Origin of the sequence: Micromonospora sp. DH14, assembly GCF_029809455.1 — a bacterium.
Lineage (GTDB): Bacteria > Actinomycetota > Actinomycetes > Mycobacteriales > Micromonosporaceae > Micromonospora > Micromonospora parva.
Map to the genome: position 1 here is coordinate 461,164 of NZ_JARVKT010000001.1, position 20,736 is coordinate 481,899.

General features: G+C 70.4%; 17 protein-coding genes. 13 read left to right on the plus strand and 4 right to left on the minus strand.

All coding sequences use genetic code 11. The features are described from left to right. Positions 1-8: 8 nt before the first annotated feature. A complete protein-coding gene (locus tag QCZ28_RS02150) occupies positions 9-1,472 on the minus strand; it encodes a multicopper oxidase domain-containing protein (protein WP_279514960.1) in 1,464 nt (487 codons plus the stop codon). 336 nt (positions 1,473-1,808) lie between these two features. Between QCZ28_RS02150 and QCZ28_RS02155 the strand changes: the two genes are divergently transcribed. From QCZ28_RS02155 to QCZ28_RS02165, 3 genes are all read left to right on the plus strand, one after another. Then, positions 1,809-2,885: a histidine kinase gene (locus tag QCZ28_RS02155; RefSeq protein WP_279514961.1), complete on the plus strand. Its 1,077-nt coding sequence runs from the start codon at positions 1,809-1,811 to the stop codon at positions 2,883-2,885. Beyond that, positions 2,882-3,562: a response regulator transcription factor gene (locus QCZ28_RS02160; RefSeq protein ID WP_245233539.1), complete on the plus strand. Its 681-nt coding sequence runs from the start codon at positions 2,882-2,884 to the stop codon at positions 3,560-3,562. The genes QCZ28_RS02155 and QCZ28_RS02160 overlap by 4 nt, the downstream gene beginning before the upstream one ends. A 65-nt stretch (positions 3,563-3,627) precedes the next feature. Continuing rightward, positions 3,628-4,194, plus strand: a complete 567-nt coding sequence (locus QCZ28_RS02165; RefSeq protein WP_279514962.1) for a PadR family transcriptional regulator — start codon at positions 3,628-3,630, stop codon at positions 4,192-4,194. Positions 4,195-4,246: 52 nt separating this feature from the next. Here QCZ28_RS02165 and QCZ28_RS02170 read toward each other — a convergent pair whose 3' ends face one another. Then, positions 4,247-5,944 carry an MFS transporter gene (locus tag QCZ28_RS02170; RefSeq protein ID WP_279514963.1) on the minus strand — a complete coding sequence of 566 codons (1,698 nt, stop codon included), beginning with the start codon at positions 5,942-5,944 and terminating at the stop codon, positions 4,247-4,249. A 163-nt stretch (positions 5,945-6,107) separates the two neighbouring features. Then, positions 6,108-7,646, minus strand: coding sequence for an aminotransferase class III-fold pyridoxal phosphate-dependent enzyme (locus QCZ28_RS02175; RefSeq protein WP_279514964.1), 1,539 nt, complete (start codon positions 7,644-7,646; stop codon positions 6,108-6,110). A 127-nt stretch (positions 7,647-7,773) separates the two neighbouring features. On the opposite strand from QCZ28_RS02175, the gene QCZ28_RS02180 reads away from it, so the two are divergent. The 6 genes from QCZ28_RS02180 to QCZ28_RS02205 all read left to right on the plus strand — a co-directional run bounded on the left by QCZ28_RS02180 (position 7,774) and on the right by QCZ28_RS02205 (position 14,882). Further along, positions 7,774-8,799, plus strand: coding sequence for a methyltransferase (locus tag QCZ28_RS02180; RefSeq protein ID WP_279514965.1), 1,026 nt, complete (start codon positions 7,774-7,776; stop codon positions 8,797-8,799). An 84-nt stretch (positions 8,800-8,883) separates the two neighbouring features. Beyond that, positions 8,884-10,002, plus strand: a complete 1,119-nt coding sequence (locus QCZ28_RS02185; protein ID WP_279514966.1) for a sensor histidine kinase — start codon at positions 8,884-8,886, stop codon at positions 10,000-10,002. After that, a complete protein-coding gene (locus QCZ28_RS02190) occupies positions 9,999-10,658 on the plus strand; it encodes a response regulator transcription factor (RefSeq protein WP_030329380.1) in 660 nt (219 codons plus the stop codon). The genes QCZ28_RS02185 and QCZ28_RS02190 overlap by 4 nt, the downstream gene beginning before the upstream one ends. Positions 10,659-10,767: 109 nt before the next feature. Next, on the plus strand, positions 10,768-12,843 hold the full coding sequence (locus QCZ28_RS02195) for a multicopper oxidase family protein (protein WP_279514967.1): 2,076 nt from the start codon (positions 10,768-10,770) through the stop codon (positions 12,841-12,843). Positions 12,844-12,931: 88 nt separating this feature from the next. Then, entirely contained in the window at positions 12,932-14,053 is a 1,122-nt protein-coding gene (locus QCZ28_RS02200; RefSeq protein WP_279514968.1) for a ScyD/ScyE family protein, read from the plus strand. Between the two features lie 130 nt (positions 14,054-14,183). Continuing rightward, positions 14,184-14,882, plus strand: a complete 699-nt coding sequence (locus QCZ28_RS02205; protein WP_279514969.1) for a response regulator transcription factor — start codon at positions 14,184-14,186, stop codon at positions 14,880-14,882. Positions 14,883-14,898: 16 nt separating this feature from the next. Here the strand turns inward: QCZ28_RS02205 and metK are convergent, their stop codons facing one another. Next, the gene (gene metK, locus QCZ28_RS02210; RefSeq protein ID WP_279514970.1) at positions 14,899-16,086 is read right to left on the minus strand and encodes a methionine adenosyltransferase; all 1,188 of its coding nucleotides are present in this window, start codon (positions 16,084-16,086) and stop codon (positions 14,899-14,901) included. Positions 16,087-16,319: 233 nt separating this feature from the next. Here metK and QCZ28_RS02215 point away from each other — a divergent pair, with 233 nt between their 5' ends. From QCZ28_RS02215 to QCZ28_RS02230, 4 genes are all read left to right on the plus strand, one after another. Next, positions 16,320-17,108, plus strand: coding sequence for an AfsR/SARP family transcriptional regulator (locus QCZ28_RS02215; RefSeq protein ID WP_051708209.1), 789 nt, complete (start codon positions 16,320-16,322; stop codon positions 17,106-17,108). Between the two features lie 81 nt (positions 17,109-17,189). Beyond that, on the plus strand, positions 17,190-18,452 hold the full coding sequence (locus QCZ28_RS02220) for a beta-ketoacyl-[acyl-carrier-protein] synthase family protein (protein ID WP_279514971.1): 1,263 nt from the start codon (positions 17,190-17,192) through the stop codon (positions 18,450-18,452). After that, positions 18,449-19,669, plus strand: a complete 1,221-nt coding sequence (locus QCZ28_RS02225; RefSeq protein WP_279514972.1) for a ketosynthase chain-length factor — start codon at positions 18,449-18,451, stop codon at positions 19,667-19,669. Before QCZ28_RS02220 ends, QCZ28_RS02225 begins: the two co-directional genes overlap by 4 nt. Then, the gene (locus QCZ28_RS02230; RefSeq protein WP_210866526.1) at positions 19,666-20,724 is read left to right on the plus strand and encodes a methyltransferase; all 1,059 of its coding nucleotides are present in this window, start codon (positions 19,666-19,668) and stop codon (positions 20,722-20,724) included. Before QCZ28_RS02225 ends, QCZ28_RS02230 begins: the two co-directional genes overlap by 4 nt. Positions 20,725-20,736 lie beyond the last annotated feature (12 nt).

Consider the following 20,736-nt stretch of genomic DNA (forward strand, 5'->3'; position numbering starts at 1 on the left):
TCTCAGGGTCAGGGAACGATCTTCATCTGTGCCATCATCCCACTCGCGGAATGGTCGATCATGTGGCAATGGTAGACATACCGGCCAAGGTACGGCCCGAATGTCGCCTGGAGCCGGACAGTCTCACCCGGTCCCACCGAGATGGTGTCCTTCAGCCCGGCCTCGCCCGGGGCGGGCGGCTGGCCGTTGCGGCTGAGCACCCGGAACTGGACCAGGTGCGGGTGGAAGTTGTGGGGGATGCCGAAGAGCGTGTCGCCGTTGGTCACCGTCCACACCTCGGTGGTGTTGCGTTTGATCTCGGTGTCGACACGGTCGGCGTCGAACTGCTGCCCGTTGATGAGGAACTGGCCGGTCGCCGGGTTGAGGTTGAGCGTGAACGCCCGTTCCTTCGTGGCCGTCGGCAGCGCGGAAATGGTGCTCAGCCGGTCGGGCACCCGGCTGGCGTCGGTGGCGGTTCGGTTGACGTCGAAGCGCAGCACCGGCCCGGCCACCGTGTCGTCGAGGAAGACCTGGCTGCCGACCGGGAACGCGCCGAAGTCGACGACGATCTCGATCCGTTCGCCGGGCGTCAGGCTCCACGAGCGGATCGGCGTCGGCCCGGCGAGCAGCCCGCCGTCGCTCGCGATCTGGGTGACCTCGGCGTCGTTGCCGAGCCGCAGGGTGAACGTGCGGAGGTTGGACGCGTTGACGAAGCGCAGCCGGTACTTGCGGGCGGCCACCTGGAAGAAGGGCTGCGGCTTGCCGTTGGCGAGGATCGTGTTGCGGAACTGGAAGTCGTCGTGCTCGAAGACCAGGCTCGCGTCGTCGGCGAACCGCGCGTCGCGCAACATGATCGGGACGTCGTAGTTGCCGGACGGCAGCCGGAGGTCGGCCTGGGCCGGGTCGTCGATCAGGAAGAAACCGGCGAGCCCACGGAACACGTGCTCCGCCTCCATGTGATGGGCATGGTCGTGGTACCAGAGCGTGGCAGCCCGCTGCTTGTTGGGATAGCTGTAGATCCGGCTCCTGCCCGGGTCGAGCACGTCGGTCGGGAACCCGTCGCTGCTCGACGGGGTCTGGCCTCCGTGCACGTGTACCGCGGTCGGCATGTCGAGGTGGTTGCTGTGGGCGATGACCGCGAGCCGACCCGTCTTGACCCGGAACGTCGGGCCGGGGAACAGCCCGTCATAGGTCAACACCTCGGTACGCGTCCCGGGCAGGATCTCGGCCTGAGCCTTACGGGTGGAAACGACGTAGAAGTCGGTGTTGCCTACCGAGGCGATCGGCTGCTGCACGGGCGGTATCGGCATCCGGACAGTGAACGGTGCGGCGGCGGCCGCGACGTGCGCCGTCCCCCGGTGGCCGGTGTGGGCGCCGTGGGCCGGCGTCGCGGGCGGGGTGGATCCGCGCGCCGCTGCCGCCGCGGTGGTCGTGACCAGCGCGGCTGCGCCCGCGGTGGCGCCGGCCTTCATGACGTTGCGTCTGCTCACCATTGGTCGCTCCGCTCCTGATGGGTCGAGGTGTCGGGGGAACTGTCGCGGAGGTCCCTCAACGCGGCGTCGAAAGCTGATAGCGGCGAAGTGTGGATTTCACCTTAAGTTTTGGTGTGACTACCAAAAGCTAAGCTTCGATGCTTCCAACGGTGTGTGGTGAGACCGTAGACTCGTGCGAGTAGTCGGCCGTGACAACTCGTAGAAGGCCGATCCGATCTGAGTGCTTTGTCGCCCGCGCAGGGGGGAGCCGGGCGACACGGCGGGCAGCCGGCGCTGGGGAGAGCCGTTCGTGCCCGCACCTGGGGAGCAACAAGGGCACACACCGGGGGATCCGCAATGGTGTATGGAAACGATGCGCTGCGGAGGACCGCTGCCGAGGTTCTCGAACGCAGGCGTCAACCGATTCTCGCCGCCTACCGTCAGCGTCTCGCCGCTGCGACTGATGATCTCGGCGCGGCCGCTGACCTGGTCGACAGTTACACGACGCAGGTCGACGTCCTGGTCCGGGAGACGGTCGTCGAGATTGGTCGCGAGACGACCGACCCGCTGTCGGCACCACCGCCGACGTCGCCCACCGAGGGCGTCGACCTTCACCCACGCGAGTGCTTCCGCGCTGTCGTCGCGCTGGCCGACATCCTGCTGGCCGACGCGCTGGAGCAGTTGTGTGGCCGGCCCGACCAGGGCGCGATCCTGGCGCTGGTCGCCGACGCGCTCACCCGCACGACACTGACCCGGCTGCTCGACGCGAGTGCGCGCTACGCCGCCGGCCTGATGAACGAGGTCCACCAGGCGCAGATCGCGGAACGCTCGCTGATCGCGCGCGAGTTGCACGACCGACTGGGCCACAGCCTCAGCGCGGCGTACCGCAACCTGGAGGCGCACGAGCTCGCCCAGGAGCGACACGGAGGCGACGTCGACCGCCGGGTGGTCATCGCCCGGGAGTCGCTCCATGACGCGGTCGGCTACCTGCGGGTGCTCATCGCCGATCTTCGCCTCTCCCAGCCGCTCGGGTCCCTCGACGAGGCGCTCGCCAACTTCCTGTCGACGGTCGAGACGGGCGAGACACGCCTGCACACCGAGATCAACGGCGACGAGTCGTGGGTGCCGCCCGAGGTGCTCGACGAGGTGTTCCTGGTCGTCCGCGAAGCGCTGCGCAACGCGGTCGCCCACGCCGGTGCCCGAGTGATCCATGCGGTCGTCGACATCACCCCGCACGAGCTGCGGGCGACCGTCGTCGACGACGGGGTGGGCTTCGACCTCGCGGCGGAGCGCGACGGTTCCGGCCTGCGCGCGATGGCTGAGCGCGCGGCCGCCGTGGGCGGTCGCCTCGCGGTGCGAGCGGCGGGCCGCCAGGGCGTGTCCGTCGAACTCGTCGTGCCGTTGCTCGCCGTCGGGGCGGGGGCCGGCCGGTGACCGCGACGATGGTCGAGCCGACCCGCATCGTGCTCGTCGACGACCACGTCGTGGTTCGCGACGGCCTCCGGGAGATCCTCGACGCCCAGCGTGACCTCGTTGTCGTCGGCGAGGCCGGCGACAGCTGTGCGGCGGTCAACGAGATCCGCGTCCGCCAGCCCGACATCGTGCTGCTCGACGTGCAGATCCCCGGCGACGGGGTGACCACGACGGTGCGCCGGATCCGTGATGTCGCCCCGGCGAGTCGGGTCATCATCCTCAGCATGTTCGACGGCCCGACGCTGCTGCGTGAGTTGTTGACCCTTGGCATCTGCGGCTATCTGCTGAAGAACTCGACGCGCCAGGAGTTGGTGGCGGCGATCCGCCGCGCCCGCGCCGACGACGCTCCGGTGATGCTGGCAGTGTCGCGCGAGAGCCTGACCCAGGTGCAGGGGCCGGTGCACAGCACACTGTCCGACCGCGAGCGCGAGGTGCTGCAGTTGGTCGGTCAGGCGATGAGCAACGCCCAGATCGCCGGGCGGCTCTGCCTGTCGGAGGCGACGGTCAAGCGCCACCTGCGCAACATCTTCGCCAAACTCGGTGCGGTGTCGCGCATCGACGCGGTCAACCGGGCCATCGCGGCTTCGCTGATCGTCCTGCCGAGGCTGTGCGTCGACCCGACGTTTCACGGGGGATAGCAGGTTGCTCAAGGATTGCTCTGCGCAACTTGCCCGCAAACGGGCACTCGTGTTGGACTAATGCCGTGAATAGCACTCGCCTGTTCGTGCTCGGAGCGCTCGCGCGTGGCGGCCCCATGCATGGGCACCAGATCCGCCGGGCGGCCCAGGTCGACCGTACCGAGCTGTGGAGCGACGTCAAACCGGGGTCGCTCTACGGCGCGCTGCACCGGATGCAGGTCGAGGGCGTCATCGAGGCGGTCCGGACCGAGCAGGAGGGCAACCGGCCCGCCCGCACGATCTACGCGCTCACCTCGGCCGGCGCGGCGGAGCTGATCGACCACCGCGACGAGGCGTTGCGTGACACCAAGCTCCGCCACGACCCGGTCGACCTGGCCCTGCAGAATGTGATCGATCTCGGCGAAGAAGCGCTCCGGGCCATCATCGTGGCGCGTCGGCAGGCCCTCGCCGCGCAGCTCGACTCGTGGCTGGCGCTTCGGGAGATCGCGGCGCCACACATCCGTGGTCTGGAGTGGACGACCTTCCGTCATACCGAGCTCCGACTCCGTACCGAGCTCGCCTGGCACGACGAGCTGCTGGACCAACTGCCCGAGCTGATGGCCAACCAACCGACGTCGATGACCACCTCGTGACGGTGCCAGCCCCGACCCCGGGGGCATCTGCGGGGCCGGGGCTGGCGGCATGTCACCGGGCGGGCTGGCGGGTGGCGGTCACGTTCCAGTCGGGCTTGCTCGCCTCGGCCCAGGGCTCTTCGGGCCGGCGCGGCAGCAGGTAGACGAGAAGGAACGTGAGGATCACGCCGACCAGGACGGCGCCCACCGTGAACTGGACCGCCCGGTTGAAGTTGGTCTCCAGCGCCGATGAGGCAGCGCTGTCGAAGGCCGCGCCGACCGGACCCGGTGCCGAGTCCGCACAGCCGGGCGGCGTGGCCGTCGGATCCGACGCGCGGGACTGGCGGATGAAGCAGTCGGCGAAGGCGGTCGTCGCCGCGCTCGCCTCCGCCGGTGGCAGCCCCGCGGCGACAAGCGACGCCTGAAGCTCCGGGCTGGCCTTCTCCGCGGCCGTGGCCGAGTAGGAGCCGAGCGTTCCGAAGAGGACCACGCCCGCCACCGCGACGCCGACAGCCTGGCCGAGACGCTGGGCGGTGCCGAGCACGCCGCTGGCCGCTCCCGCGTCCTGCCAGGGCACGCCGGCCAGCACGATCTCGACGCTCGGCGCGATCACCAGGCCCGAGCCGAAGCCGGCGAAGAGCAGGGCCGGCAGCAGTTCGAGGCCGGAGCCCCACCAGTGGATCGTGGCGATGATGCCCACCATGCCCACGATCACGATGCCCGCGCCCAGCATCAGGACGCCCCGGCCGAGGGCACGGGCGATGTTGTCGGAGATGGCCGCGCCGACGAGTGTGCCGAACGAGAACGGCAGCAGGATCAGGCCGGTCGTCAAGGCGGACTTCTCCAGGCCGATCTGCAGGTGCAGCGAGAGTGCGAAGAGCAGGCCGATGAAGCCCGCGAAGTAGCAGAGGCTGATGCCGACGCCGGCGGAGAACGAGCGGTGGGCGAACAGGCGCATGCTCACCAGCGGAACCTGGGCGCGTCGGGCGCGGCGCAACTCCCATGCGGCGAAGGCGGCCAGCGCGGGCAGCGCTGCTGCCATCGAGACGAACGTCCAGGCCGGCCAATCCAGCCGCTGGCCCTCGACCAGGGGAACGGCCAGCAGCAGGACGGCGGCCGAGACGAGCAGCATGCCGATCACGTCGAGCCCGCCGCGGCGGCCTCGCGACTCGGGCACCAGGATCAGCGCGGCGACGAACGTGGCCAGGCCGATCGGCACGTTGAGCAGGAACACCGGCCGCCAGTCCCAGCCGCCGAGGTCCCACGCGATCAGCAGGCCACCGAGGAGCGGGCCGCTGGCGGTCGCGATGCCGCCGATCGCGCCGTAGATGCCGTAGGCCTTACCCGTCTCCTTCGCCGGAAACGTGGTCTGGATCAGCGCCAGCACCGGCGGGTTGAGGATGCCGGCCATCATGCCCTGCACCACCTGGAAGGCGATCAGCTGGTTGGGTGTGGCCGCGAGCGCCGACGCCGCCGACGCGAGCGTGAACCCCGCGACGCCGATGAGGAACAGCTTGCGGTGGCCGAAGCGGTCGCCGATCCGGCCGGCGGGGATGAGCAGCAGCCCGTATCCGAGCGCGTAGCCGGCGATGACCCACTCCATCGCCGTGTAGGTCGAGCGGAGGTCGCGCTGGATCGGGGCGACCGCGACATTGACGATCGTCGTGGCCAGCAGGATCATGAACGCCCCGGCCAGAACGACGGCCAGGATCAGCCATCGGCGCGGATTGGGTGGCGCGGCGCTGTGCTCGTCGGTCCAGCTCTCCGTCATCGCGTTCCTCCTGAAGTCGGACGGGGGTCGACAGCGGACCCACCTTCCGACTACACGCCGTCGCGTACGATTAGTCAAGTACGGCTATTTGCGTATGACCTCTACGGCACATGAGGAGGGCCCGGGTCAGAAACTGACCCGGGCCCGGTGACGCAGGGTGCGGTTACGACCAGTCGGAGGAACCCGAGCCCCACTCGGCGGAACCCGAACCCCACTGGGACGTCGCCGGCCACGCCAGGTCGAAGGGGAAGTCGTTGGCGCGCAGCTCCAGCGTGCTCTCCAGTACGGCGTCGGTCAGCCGGTCGACGTCGGCGTCGCTGTGCGCGCCGCCGGCGAAGAACATCGGCATGCCGAGCGTGTAGATGCCGCGCTTGCGCAACAGCAGCGTGAGGATGAACGTCGCGGGGTTGAGCGCCCGCGAGTAGACCCGGTAGTCGGTGTAGGAGTCCTCCGGGAGGAACTGGAAACACCCGATGTAGTCGCCGAACCCCACCATCCGCAGCGGAATCCCCTCGGCCGCCCGGAACGCGGCCAGCCGCGCCTGGACCCGGTCGATCCTGGCGCTGAGGTCGGTGTAGTAGGCGGGCCCCTTGTCCCGGAGCAACTGGAGCGTGGCCAGCGACGCCGCCACCGACAGGTAGTTGCCGGTGTGGCTGCCCTGCAGACCGGTCTTCTGGCCGAAGTCGGTCCACGACTGCCCGCTGGTCTGCGAGATGTCGAGGATGTCGGCCCGACCGCCGATCGCCGACAGCGGCAGCCCGAGCCCGCTGATCACCTTGCCGTAGGTGACGAGGTCCGTCGGAATGTCGAACTTCTGCGCGGCGCCGCCGAGCCCCGACCGGAAACCCGTCAGCACCTCGTCCAGGATGAACGGCACCCCGAGCCGCCGGGCGGCCACCGCCACCTCACGGATCATCGGGATCGTCGTCTCCTCGAACGGGAACGACGAAGCGGCCGGCTCGGCGAGGATGCAGGCCAACTCGCCCGCGTGGCGCTCGATCAACTCCACGGCGAGCGCGGTGTCGTTGGGCAGGATCAGCAGGTCGCGCGGCTCGGCCGGGGTGACACCGGCGAACGCCGAGACCAGCGGGATGCCGTCCTTGCCGATCTCCGGGAACGGCACCGCCGGATGCCCGTGATACCACGGTGCGGTGTTGTGGACGGCCAGGTCGTGTGACCCGTGCAGGGTGCCCTCGAACTTGGCGACCATCCGCCGCCCGGTGAACGCACGGCAGAGCCGGATCGCCGACTGGGTGGCGCCCGTACCCGAGTGTTGGAAGGCGAACTTCTCGTTGTGCGGGAGGATCTCCCGCAGCAGCGTCGCGAGCTCCAGCTCCAGCGCGTTGGTGTAGCCGTTGCCGGTGCCCTTGCCGAGGCGCTCGCGGACGAAGTCGACGACCGGGGCCGGGTTGTGACCGTGCAGCGCCTGAGCCCCGTACCCCATGTGGCAGTCGAGGTAGTCGTTGCCGTCGATGTCGGTCAACGTCGAACCGCTCGCGGTGGCCGCGATGATCGGAAACGGCGGCGCCTGGAACGGCCAGAACACGTGCGCGGCGGCGTCGACCGCCCGCAGTTGCTCGACGTGCGCGGCCGAGGCACCCTGGCGCGCGCCGATCTCGCCGAACAGCTCGTAGACCCACTTCTGCTGCATGAGGTCCTGAATGACCTCGATCGCTCCGCGCTCCTGGTGGCTGGCGCCCATCGTGTCCCCTTCGCATGGCGGCCGTGACAGGCGCAGCCTGCGCGCGCCCACTCGAACCTGACTGGAGAACGGGTCGATCGACGTGGTTTCGAGCCGGTCTCGAGCGCCGTCGTCGAAGCTCGCCGCCATGACGGAAAATCGGGTCAATCTCTACTCGCTGACCGACACGATCACGCCGTGGGCAGTGCGGGCCGCGGCGACGCTCGGCCTCGCCGACCTGATCGCCGCGGGCACCACCACGCTCGACGAGCTCGCCGCGGCGACGAAGGCCAACCCCGACGCGCTGCACCGGCTGCTGCGCTACCTCTCGGTGCGCGGCGTCTTCAAGGAGACCGAACCCCGGGTGTACGCCCTGACGGAAGCGGCCGAGTTCCTCAAGACCGACCACCCCGCCGCCCAGCGCCCCTGGCTCGACGTCGACTCGATGGCCGGCCGGATCGAGGGCACGTTCAGCTCGCTGACCCACTCGATCCGCACCGGCGACGCGGCGTACCCGGTGCGTTACGGCATCGAGTTCTGGGACGACCTGGCCACCAACCCCGACCGGGCCACGTCGTTCGGCGCGCTGATGGCCACCCACGCGAGCTACTTCGACCAGGTCGTCCAGGGCTACGACTGGAGCACCGTCAACCACGTCGTCGACGTCGGCGGCGGCACCGGCGCCCTGCTCACCGAGATCCTCAAGGCCCAGCCGCACCTGCGTGGCACCGTGGTCGACCTGCCGGGCGTCGTCGAGCAGGGCCGGGCCCGGTTCGAGGCGGCGGGCATCGCCGACCGCGCCGAGGTGGTCAGCGGGAGCATCTTCGACCCGCTCCCGGCCGGCGCCGACATCTACATCCTGTCGAACGTGCTGCACGACTGGAACGACAGCTCCGCCGAGAGGATCCTCCAGCGGGCGGCGGACGCGATCGGCACGACCGGGAAGGTGCTGATCGTGCAGATCCTGGTGAAGGACGAGAACGACAACTTCCCCGAGGACCCGGCCCGGCTGATGTTCATCACCCAGATGGACCTGCGCCTGCTCTCGCTGATGGCCGGCAAGGCGAGGACCTGGCGCGAGTACGCCGAACTGGGCGAGAAGGCCGGGCTCCGGGTGGACGGCAGCACGGTGATCCCCACCGGGCAGACCCTGTTGACCCTCCGTCGCGGCTGAAGGGGCACGGGCCCCTTGCTGACGGATTCCGGTTAGGAAGGGGCCCGCGTTAACGGACCGTGCGCGCGTCGTACCGTTGCGGACATGACCCCGGCCATCCGACGGATCGCGATCGATGCCCTCATCGCGGTCGTCGTCGCGGCCGTCGTGGCGGTGGCGATCCGGGTCGCCGACGAGCCCGGCGCCCGGCCGCCGGACGCCCGCGCCTACGCGATCGGCGCGGTGATCGGGCTGCTGCTGGTCTTCCGGCGCCGCTGGCCGCTGCTGGTGCTCGTCGGCTCGGTCACCGCACTGATGATCTACTACGCGCTCGAGTACCCGGGCATCCCGCCCGCCCTCCCGCTGGCCGCCGCCCTCTTCTCCGTCGCGGCCGCCGGCCGGTTCACCTGGGCGCTCGTCGTCGCCGGGTTCTTCGTCGTCCTTGAGCTGATCATGCGTTACACGCTGCTCGGCGAGGGCTTCTTCCCCGCTCTGTCGGCGACGCTCGAAGAGGGCTCGCTGCTCGCGGCCGTGGTGCTGCTCGCCGAGACGATCCGCACCCGCCGGATCCGGCTGGCCGAGGCGCAGCAGCGCCTCGCCGTGATGCGCCAGGAGCGTCAGCACGAGGTGGCCCAGGAGCGGCTGCGCATCGCCCGCGAGGTCCACGACGTGCTCGGCCACACGATCGCCGCGATCAGCGTGCAGGCCAGCCTCGCCGACGACATCTTCGACAGCAAGCCGGCCGAGGCGCGGGCCGCCCTGCGGAGCATCCGGGGCGCGGCGCGCGACGCGATGCACGAGGTCCGCTCGGCGATCGGCATGCTCCGCGACGCCGGGGAGGTGCCCGACCTGGCCCGCGTCTTCGCTGTCGCCGAGCAGGCCGGCGTGAAGGTGCGCTCGGGGGTCGCCGGCATCCCGCGCCCCATCCCGCCGGAGGTGGCGCTCTCGGTCTACCGGATCGTGCAGGAGTCGATCACCAACACGGTCAAGCACGCCGAGGCGACCACCGTCGACGTCACCATCACCTACGCCGGTGACGCCGTCACGGTCGAGGTCGTCGACGACGGGGTCGGGGCCGCGGCGAGCCGGCGGGGGCACGGCGTGGCCGGCATGCGGGAACGGGCCACGGCCGCGGGCGGATCGCTCGATGTCGGTCCCCGGCCGGAGGGCGGGGGGTTCCGAGTGGCAGCGCGGCTGCCGGTCGAGGTGGAGGAGACAGCGTGACGATCCGGATGGTGCTGGCGGACGACCAGACGCTCGTGCGGGCCGGCTTCCGGGGCCTGCTCGACCACAGCGACGACCTGGAGGTGGTCGGTGAGGCGTCCAACGGCGCCCAGGCCGTCGAGATGGTCGCCGCGACCCGGCCCGACATCGTGCTGATGGACGTGCGGATGCCCGTGCTCGACGGGGTGAAGGCCACGGCCGCGATCGTCGAGCGGTTTCCGGCCGTGCGGGTCATCGTCCTGACCACCTTCGAGCTCGACGAGTACGTCTTCGAGGCGCTGCGGGCCGGCGCGAGCGGGTTCCTGCTCAAGGACATCGAGCCCGACGAGCTGCGCCAGGCGGTCCGGGTGGTGGCCGGCGGCGACATGCTGATCTCGCCGCGGGTGACGAGCCGGTTGGTGAGCGCGTTCGTCAGCAAGGTGGCCCCGGCGCCGGTCGACGGTGGCCGGCTGGCGGTGTTGACCGACCGCGAGCGCGAGGTGATGAGCCTGGTGGCCAGTGGGCTGACGAACGAGGAGATCGGGCGCCGGCTGTCGATGAGCCCCGCCACCGCCCGTACCCACGTGCACCGGGCCATGGTGAAGCTCCGCGTCCGCGACCGGGCGCAACTCGTCGTGCTCGCCTACCAGACCGGGCTCGTCGCGCCCGGCAGCTAGCCGACTACGGCAGCTGTTTCGCAGCGGCTCCCGGCTACGGTGATCGCCGTACCCCCCGGCCGTTCGTCAACGGATGTCGGGTGGTGCGCCCGCTCCGTATGTTGGCGTCATGTTTGAGGTCGGAGAGAACGCCGACGGGATCCTGGCCGGGGTCCTGTTCCTGATCTGGCTGCCCGCGGCGATCCTCGCCACGCGGTTGGCCTGGCGGCCGACGCCCGCGGCGCTGCGGACCAGCGCCCGTCGGCTGCTGCGCCTGCTCGTCGCCGCGCTGGTGGTGCTGGTCCTCAAGTGCGTCGCGATCGGGCTGATGCTCGCCGTCGACTGGATCTTCGCGGACAACCGCGTGATCGTGCAGATGCCGCTCCTGCTGCTGCCGATGCTTGCCGTCGCCGTGTGGACCGTGCCGGGCCTGCGCGCTCTGGCCAACCGCGACGACGCACCGATCGACGCCGAGACGCGCGCCGCCGTCGCCAACCCCAGATTCGTGGTGCCGGTCCAGGTGACGGCCGTGGCGACGGTCGTTGGCGTCTACTTCGCGTACGTGTCCCGTCCGGTCCCCTCCTACCTCGACGACATCGCGACGCACGCGGCGCCGATCCTGTTGTCGGTGGTGGTGCTGTGGCTCTGGCAGGGGCACCGCCTGCGGGTCGTCACCGCCACCGACTTCGCGCGCCGTGGCCGGCGGGCCGGCGCCCTGCGGGCCACCGCGCAGGCCGCCGTCGTGGTGCTCGTCGTGGCCGCCGGCATCACCTACGTGGCGCAGAGCAGCAGGCTGCCCGACCGGATGAGCATGATGTCCCACGACAACGTCGACTACGGCGGTGGCCCGTCGTTCGGGCACGGCGGTCACGGCGGGGTCTCCGTCGACGACCTGCGTGGGCCGCGGACCGGCAAGCCCAACAGGGCCTTCACCCTGACCGCGAAGAACGCCACGGTACGGCTGTCGTCCGGCACCGAGATCAACGCCCTGACGTACAACGGGCAGTCGCCCGGGCCGGAGCTGCGGGTCCGTGAAGGCGACCTGGTCGAGGTGACGCTGCACAACGAGATTCCCGACGAGAACGTGACCATCCACTGGCACGGGCTCGACGTGCCCAACGGCGAGGACGGCGTCGCCGGCGCGACGCAGAACGCGGTGGAGCCGGGCGGCACCTTCACCTACCGGTTCCTCGCCGAGCAGGTCGGCACGTTCTGGTACCACACCCACCAGAACCCCCTTGAGGCGATCCGGAGGGGACTGTTCGGCGCGCTGATCGTCGAGCCGCGCGACGGCCCACCGCCGGGCGAGCGGGACGTCGTGGTGATGGCGCACGAGTGGCGTACGCCGGACGACAACATCGTCTCGTTCGGCACCAGCGACACCCTGCAACGGCAGGAGATCGCGCCGGGCACGCCCGTGCGACTGCGCCTGATCAACACCGACAACAACCCGTCGACCGACAGCCGCCCACGGTCGTTGACGGTCAACGGCACGCCGGTGCGGGTCGCCGCGATCGATGGTGTCGACGTCAACGGTCCGACCCCGCTGACCAACCCGAGATTCGGGTTGGCGACCGGTGGACGCTACGACGTGACGTTCACGATGCCGGCGGGCTCGGTTCGGCTGACCGACCTCGCCAACCGCGACGCCGGGCTGGTCCTGGCGCCTCCCGGTGACACCTCGACGCCGAAGATCGTCGACGACGGCGATCCGTTCGACCCGCTCTCGTACGGCTCCGGCGGCTCGCGACCCTTCGACACGGGCTCGTCGTACGACCGCTCGTTCACCCAGCTCCTCGACGACCGGTTGTCCTTCTACAACGGCGGCCTCCACCTGGTGCCGATCATCAACGGGCACAGCTTCCCGCACACGCCGACGTTGATGGTCCGGATGGGCGACGTGGTCAAGGTGCGGATCGTCAACCGCAGCCACCAGAACCATCCGATGCACCTGCACGGCCATCACGCGTTGGTGTTGTCCCGCAACGGGGTCGCCGCGACCGGGTCGCCGTGGTGGATCGACAGTCTCGACATCATCCCCGGTGAGATCTACGAGATCGGCTTCAAGGCGGACAATCCGGGGCTCTGGATGGACCACTGCCACAACCTCGACCACGCGGCCAACGGCATGGTGATGCACCTCGCCTACGAGGGTGTGAGCTCCCCCTACGAGCTGGGGCGCGGCACCCCGAATCAGCCGGAGTAGGCGGGCCTGTCGAGCCTCCCTCCACCGGGCCTCGAGGCAACGCCGGCAGCGTCGAACGCATCCGAACCCCTCTTGCTGAGGAGAACCCATGCTCGACGCGATGCGACGAACGCTGTCGCTGGCCGTGCCGCTGGTACTGGTGGCCGGCATTGCCGCGCCCGCCACCGCGGCCACCTCGACCACCGGGCGACTGACAGTTGTCGCCCGCAACCTCGACAACCCCCGCGGTGTCGCCATCGACCGCGCCGGCACCGTCCTCGTCGCCGAGGCCGGGGTCGGCGGCGACGACGTCTGCATCCCCGGCACGTTCGGCACCAACCTCTGCTACGGCTCGACCGGGGCGATCACGGCGGTCCGTCACGGCTGGCAGAAGCGGGTCGTGACGGGCCTGCCGTCGCTGCGCAGCACCGGCGCCGGTTTCTCCGTGTACGGGGCGCACGACCTGGCCTTCGATCGGCAGGGCAAGCTGCTGGTGGCGATGGGCTACAGCACCGACCCGGTCTCGCGTGACCTGCTCGGTGCGGCCGGAGCCGCGATGGGAACGATCCTGCGGGTGGAGGGGAAGCGCCACTGGTCGGTCCTCGGCGACCTCTCCGCCTACGAGGGGCAGCACAACCCCGACGGCGTCATCCCGGAGAGCCAGCCCTACGCCGTCGTCGCCGACGGGCGTGACATCTACGCGCTCGACGCGGCCGCCAACGACGTGCTCCGGATCGACAGGCGCGGCGTGGTCACCACCGAACACGTCTGGCCGCAGGAGCAGGTCCCGGCGCCGCCGGAGTGGGGCCTGCCGCCCGGCTCGACGACGCCGATCCAGTTCGTGCCGGTCACCATCGCCAAGGGACCGGACGGCGCGCTCTACATCGGACAGTTGACCGGGCACCCGTTCCCGAACGGCGGCGCGCGGGTGTGGCGGCTGGTGCCGGGGCAGGATCCGACGATCTACGCGACCGGCTTCACCAACATCATCGACCTCGCGTTCGACAAGCGGGGCCGGCTGGTCGTGCTGGAGATCGCGAAGAACGGGCTCAGCTCGGGAGACTCCACCGGTGCGTTGATCCGGGTGGAGCGCGACGGTAGCCACCGGGAGTTGGCAAGCACCGGTCTCGACTCCCCGATGTCGTTCGCCATCGCCGGGGACGGCAGCTTCTACATCGCCAACAAGGGCCTCGGCATCGGTGAGTTGGTCCGTCTGTCCATCCGAGACTGACAGAGTCGCGCGGCGATCGTGGCGTTCTTCGTGTCGGGAGGGCGCCACGATAGCTGCGGCGTCATACGCCCGCGATACGGTGCGACATCATGGGCACGTTGGCGGCGGGGGACGGGGTCTGGGGGTTAGGTTGACGCGGTCCGACGACGGGTCTCACGCCGGCGCCACCACCATCCTCATCGTCGACGACCATGCTCTCGTCCGCGAGGGGTTGCGCTGGGTGCTCGAGGTCCACGCCGACCTCGACGTGGTCGACGAGGCGGGCGACTCCGCCACCGCGGTCGCCAAGGCGGCGTCGGAGCGCCCCGACGTGGTGTTGCTCGACGTGGAGATCCCCGGTGACGACCCGGTGGTCACGGTGCGCCGCATCCGGGAGGTGTCGCCCGACAGCGCCGTGGTCATCCTCAGCATGTACGACAGCCCTGACCTGCTGCGCCGTCTGATCGCCGCCGGGGTGCGCGCCTACCTGCTCAAGAGCGTGGGTCGTGAGGAGCTGGTGGCCGCGATCCACAAGGCGCGGGACGGCAGCGGCTCGGTGCTGCTTTCGGTCTCCGGTCAGAGCCTGGTGCAGGTGCAGAGCGCGGAGTCCGCCATGCTGTCCGCCGTCGAGCTGGAGATCCTCCAACTCGCGGCCGAGGCGATGACCAACGCTCAGATCGCGCGCCGGCTCGACCTGACCGAGGCCACTGTGAAGAGCCACCTGCGTCGCATCTTCGCCAAGCTGGGCGCGGTCTCCCGCATCGACGCGGTCAACAAGGCGGTGGCAGCGTCACTGGTGACGCTGCCACACGACCGGTTGGTGCCACGTCCTCGTCGGCCGTCGCGCTAGGGGCCGGGAAAGTCCCTCAGCAGGCGGCCTTGAGGTCGGCGGCACGGTCCGTGCGCTCCCAGGTCAGGTCCGGGAGTTCCCGGCCGAAGTGGCCGTAGGCCGCCGTCTGCTGGTAGATCGGCCGGAGCAGGTCCAGGTCCCGGATGATCGCCGCGGGACGCAGGTCGAAGACCTCGCCGATCGCCTTCTCGATCCGGTCGAGCGGCACCGTCTCCGTACCGAACGTCTCCACGAACAGGCTCACCGGGTGGGCCTTGCCGATCGCGTAGGCGACCTGCGCCTCACACCGTTCCGCCAGGCCCGCGGCGACCACGTTCTTCGCCACCCACCGCATCGCGTACGCCGCCGACCGGTCGACCTTCGACGGGTCCTTCCCCGAGAACGCGCCGCCACCGTGGCGGGCGTACCCGCCGTAGGTGTCGACGATGATCTTTCGTCCGGTCAGGCCCGCGTCGCCCATCGGGCCACCGATCTCGAACCGGCCGGTGGGGTTGACGAGCAGCCGGTAGCCCTCGGTGTCGAGGTCGAGCGCCTCCAACTCCGGCGTGATCACGTGGTCCCGGATGTCGGGGGTGAGCAGTTCGTCGAGGGAGATGTGGGCCGCGTGCTGCGTGGAGACGACGACGGTGTCGAGCCGTACCGGGCGGAGGCCGTCGTACTCGACGGTGACCTGGGTCTTGCCGTCCGGTCGCAGGTAGGGCACCGTCCCGTCCTTGCGGACGGCGGCCAGGCGACGGGCCAGGCGGTGGGCCAGCGCGATCGGCAGCGGCATCAGCTCCGGCGTCTCCGAGCAGGCGAAGCCGAACATCATGCCCTGGTCGCCGGCGCCCTGGGCGTCGAGCCCGCTGCCGGACGAGCCGTCGCGCAGCTCGATCGCCGTGTCGACGCCCTGGGCGATGTCGGGGGACTGGGCGCCGATCGAGATGCTGACGCCGCAGGAGCCGCCGTCGAAGCCCTTCTTCGACGAGTCGTAGCCGATACCCAGGACGGTGTCCCGCACGATGCGCGGGATGTCGGCGTAGGCCTGCGTGGTGACCTCGCCCGCGACGTGGACCTGACCGGTGGTGATCAGGCTCTCGACGGCGACCCGGCTGTGCGGGTCCTGCGCCAGTAGCGCGTCGAGGATCCCGTCGCTGATCTGATCGGCGATCTTGTCGGGATGACCTTCGGTGACCGACTCGGAGGTGAAGAGGCGGCGCGACATGTGTGACTCCTAACCCAGGGAGCGTGCGGGCCCGGCGAGTCTTCCCTCCTGCGGTGGAGGTTGCCTGGAGGAAGCATCGAGCGATCAAAGGGGTATCCGCCGTACAACTTTCGACACGCATCGATCCTCGGAAGAACCCGCGATGTCGCTACCCGCGGTCGTTCCGACCCACTCCGCCACCTCCATAGCTTGAGAGCGTCTCGACGAGTGCTCTGGGGAATGGGGGAACCACTGTGGTCAGGTACGAGATCCTCGGGTCGCTGGAAGTGATCCACGAGGGCCGGATCTGCACGCCGACGCCGCCGAAGGTGCGGACCGTGTTGGCGCTACTGGTGATGCGGGCCAACCGGGTCGTGCTGGTCGACTCGATCATCCGGGAGCTGTGGGGTGACGACCCGGCGCGGAGCGCTGTCACCACTGTGCAGACCTACATCTACCACCTGCGCAAGCTCTTCGCGAAAGAGGGCATCGAGACCCCGGACCGGACCGTGCTGGAGAGCCGCGCCCGCGGCTACCTGCTGCGGGTGGAGCCGGGCCAGCTCGACGCCGAGGTGTTCGAGACGTTGCTCGACCAGGGCCGTACGCACATCGAGTCGGACCGCCCCGAGGAGGGCGCCGAGGTGCTGCGACGGGCGCTGGCCATGTGGACGGGGCCGGTGGGCGCCAACGTGACGTTCGGGCCGGCGCTTGAGGCGCACGCGATCCACCTGCAGGAGCAGTGGATCCGGGCGTTGGAGCTGCGCATCCAGGCCGACATCACGCTCGGCCGGCACCGCGAGCTGATCGGCGAGCTGCGCTATCTGGTGGGCACGTACCCGCTCAACGAGTGGTTCCACCGCCAGCTCATCGTGGCGCTGAGCCGGTCCGGACGCCGTGGCGAGGCGTTGCAGGCGTACCACCACCTGCGCCGGGTGCTCAGTGAGGAGTTGGGCCTGGACCCTTCGCCTGACCTCCAGCGGCTCCAGCGGGAGGTGTTGGCCGCCGGCGGGCCACTGCGCCCGGGGCTCGCCAGGGCCTCGTGACAGGCCCTCGACCGACGCTCCAGCGCCGTTCGACCGGCCGTCCCTAGCTTTCACACGGACATCGCGGCCAGGAGGTCTTCCATGACGAGCACATCCGACCGTCGGGTGGTCATCACCGGGACAGGCGTCATCGCCCCCGGCGGGCTGGGCACCAAGGCGTTCTGGGAACTGTTGACCGCTGGCCGCACGGCCACCCGTACCCTGTCGTTCTTCGATGCGACCCCGTTCCGGTCGCGGGTGGCCGCGGAGGCCGACTTCGACCCGGTCGCCGAGGGCCTGTCGCCGCAGGAGGTCCGCCGGATGGACCGGGCGGCCCAGATGGCGGTGGTCTGCACCCGGGAGGCGCTCGCCGACAGCGGCTTCGAGGCCGCCGACCCGACCCGGGTCGGGGTCAGCGTCGGCACGGCGGTCGGGGCCACGATGAGCCTCGAAGAGGAGTACGTCGTGGTCAGCGACGGCGGCCGGAAATGGCTGACCGACCACCGGTACGCCACCCCGCACCTCTACGACTACCTGGTGCCGAGCTCGTTTGCCCGGGAGGTGGCGTGGTCGGTCGGTGCGGAAGGTCCGGCGACGGTGATCTCCACCGGCTGCACGTCCGGCCTCGACTCCGTCGGTCACGCCCGGGAGCTGATCCGCGAGGGCTCGGCCGACGTGATGATCGCCGGCGCGACCGACGCCCCGATCTCGCCGATCACGGTGGCCTGTTTCGACGCGATCAAGGCGACCACGGCCCGCAACGACGACCCGAGGCACGCGTCGCGGCCCTTCGACAACAGCCGCGACGGCTTCGTGCTCGGTGAGGGTTCGGCGATGTTCGTCCTCGAAGAGCTGGAGCACGCCCGCCGACGGGGTGCGCAGGTCTACGCCGAGCTGGTCGGGTTCGCCTCGCGCTCCAACGCGTTCCACATGACCGGCCTGCGACCCGACGGACGGGAGATGGCCGAGGCGATCCGGGTGGCGCTCGCCGACGCCCGGCTGAACGGCGACGCCGTCGACTACATCAACGCGCACGGCTCGGGTACGAAGCAGAACGACCGGCACGAGACGGCGGCGTTCAAGCGCAGCCTCGGCGACCACGCATACCGCACGCCGGTCAGCTCGATCAAGTCGATGATCGGCCACTCGCTCGGCGCCATCGGCTCGATCGAGATCGCGGCGTCGGCCCTGGCGATCAAGCACGGCGTGGTGCCGCCGACAGCCAACCTGCACGAACGCGACCCGGAGTGCGACCTCGACTACGTGCCGTTGACCGCGCGCGAGCAGCAGACCGACGTGGTCTTGAGCGTGGGCAGCGGCTTCGGCGGCTTCCAGAGCGCGATGCTCCTGGCGCGTGTGGCATGACCACCGTCGTCACCGGGGTCGGGGTGGCCGCGCCCAACGGGTTGGGGCGCGACGCCTTCTGGGCGGCCACCGTCGCCGGGGTGGGTGGCATCGGGCCGATCAGCCGTTTCGACCCCTCGGATTACCCGGCGCAGTTGGCCGGCGAGGTTCCCGGCTACGAGGCGGCCGAGCACATCCCGAGCCGGTTGATGGCGCAGACCGATCACATGACCCGGTTGTCGCTGACGGCGGCGCAGTGGGCACTGGCCGACGCGTCCGTCGACCCGTCGGCGCTGCCCGAGTTCGGCATGGGCGTGGTCACGGCCAGCGCGTCGGGCGGTTTCGAGTTCGGCCACCGTGAGCTGGAGAAGCTCTGGAGCAAGGGCTCCGAGCACGTCAGCGCCTACCAGTCGTTCGCCTGGTTCTACGCCGTCAACACCGGTCAGATCTCGATCCGGCACGGGATGCGGGGGCCGACCGGGGTGCTCGTCACCGAGCAGGCGGGTGGGCTCGACGCGGTGGCGCAGGCCCGGCGTCAGGTGCGCAAGGGCGTGCAGCTCGTGATGACCGGTGGGGTCGACGCGTCGCTCTGCCCGTGGGGTTGGACGGCCCAGCTCGCCAACGGCCTGCTCAGCACGGGGCGGGATCCGGCCACGGCGTTCCTGCCGTTCGACGTCAACGCGTCGGGTTACGTGCCCGGCGAGGGCGGGGCGATCCTCGTGCTGGAGGACGCGGACGCGGCGGCCCGGCGCGGCGCCGCCGTCTACGGGGTGATCGCCGGGTACGGCGCGACGTTCGACCCCCGGCCCGGCTCCGGCCGACCGCCGGGTCTGCGTCGGGCGGCCGAGAGGGCGGTGTCCGACGCCGGTCTCACGCCAGCCGACATCGACGTCGTCTTCGCCGACGGCGCCGGGGTCGCGGAGCTCGACCGCGTCGAGGCCGAGGCGATCAGTGCCGTCTTCGGCCCCCGGGGGGTGCCGGTGACCGCGCCCAAGACGATGACCGGCCGGCTCTACTCGGGCGGGGCGGCGCTCGACCTGGTCTCCGCGCTGCTGTCGATCCGACACGGCGTCATCCCGCCCACCACCAACATCCGCCAGCCGGCCGAGGGCCTGCGACTCGACCTGGTGCGCGACGTCGCGCGGGAGACACCCGTACGCGCGGCGCTCGTGCTCGCCAGGGGCTACGGCGGGTTCAACGCGGCCATGGTCGTGACCGACGAAAGGAATGGACGATGACCGACGCCAGCCTCGCCGCCGTCGCGAACTTCGACGAGCAGCAGGCACTTGACCTGCGTGAACGGCAGATCGCGGTGCTGGGAAGCGCCAAACAGATCGCCAACGTGATCTACGTGGTCACCGAGCTCGGCGTCGCCGACCTGCTCGTCAACGGGCCGGTGCCGGTCGCCCAACTGGCGGCGGCGACCGAGTCACACGAGGACGCGCTGCGCCGGATCCTCCGCGCCGCCGCGGCGGTCGGCATCTTCGACGAGCAGGAGGACGGGTCGTTCGCGCTGACGCCGCTCGGCGAGGGGCTGACGTCGGCCCGGATCGGCGGGCTGCGGCCGATGGTGCAGTTCAGCGGCGCCGACTTCAACCGCCTCCCGTACGCGGAGATCCTGCACAGTGTCCGGACCGGCGAGCCGGCCTTCAACAAGGTCTTCGGCATGGGCTTCTACGACTACCTGCAGGCCCACCCGGAGGCCAACCGGTTCTTCGAGGGCTTCATGGCGCACTGGAGCCGGCGGCTCGCCGACCGGTTCGCGGCGGAGTTGGCACCCGAGCGGTTCGGCCGGATCGCCGACATCGGCGGTAGCAACGGTTACTTCCTGGCCAAGATGCTCCAGCGCCACCCCGAGGGCACCGGCGTCCTCTTCGACCTGCCCGAGGTGGTGGCCGACGCCGAGCCGCTGCTCAAGGAGCACGGCGTCACCGAGCGGGTCGAGGTGCGCGGCGGCGACTTCTTCACCGACGAGCTGCCGGCCGGCGCCGACGCGTACATCCTGAAGTCGATCGTCCACAACTGGCCGGACGACACCTGCGTCACGCTGCTGCGTCGGATCCGGGCGGCGATCGGCGACGCCGACTCCCGCCTGATCGCGATCGACCAGATCGTGCCGCCGCGCAACCAGTGGGACCACGCCAAGATCATCGACATCGACATGCTGGTGCTCTTCGGCGGCAAGGAGCGCGACCTCCGCGAGTGGCAGGCGCTGTTCACCGCGTCCGGTTTCGAGCTGGTCAACACCCCCGCGTCCCGCGGCTGGGCCCTGCTCGAAGCGCGTCCGATCTAGGAAAGGAAGCCC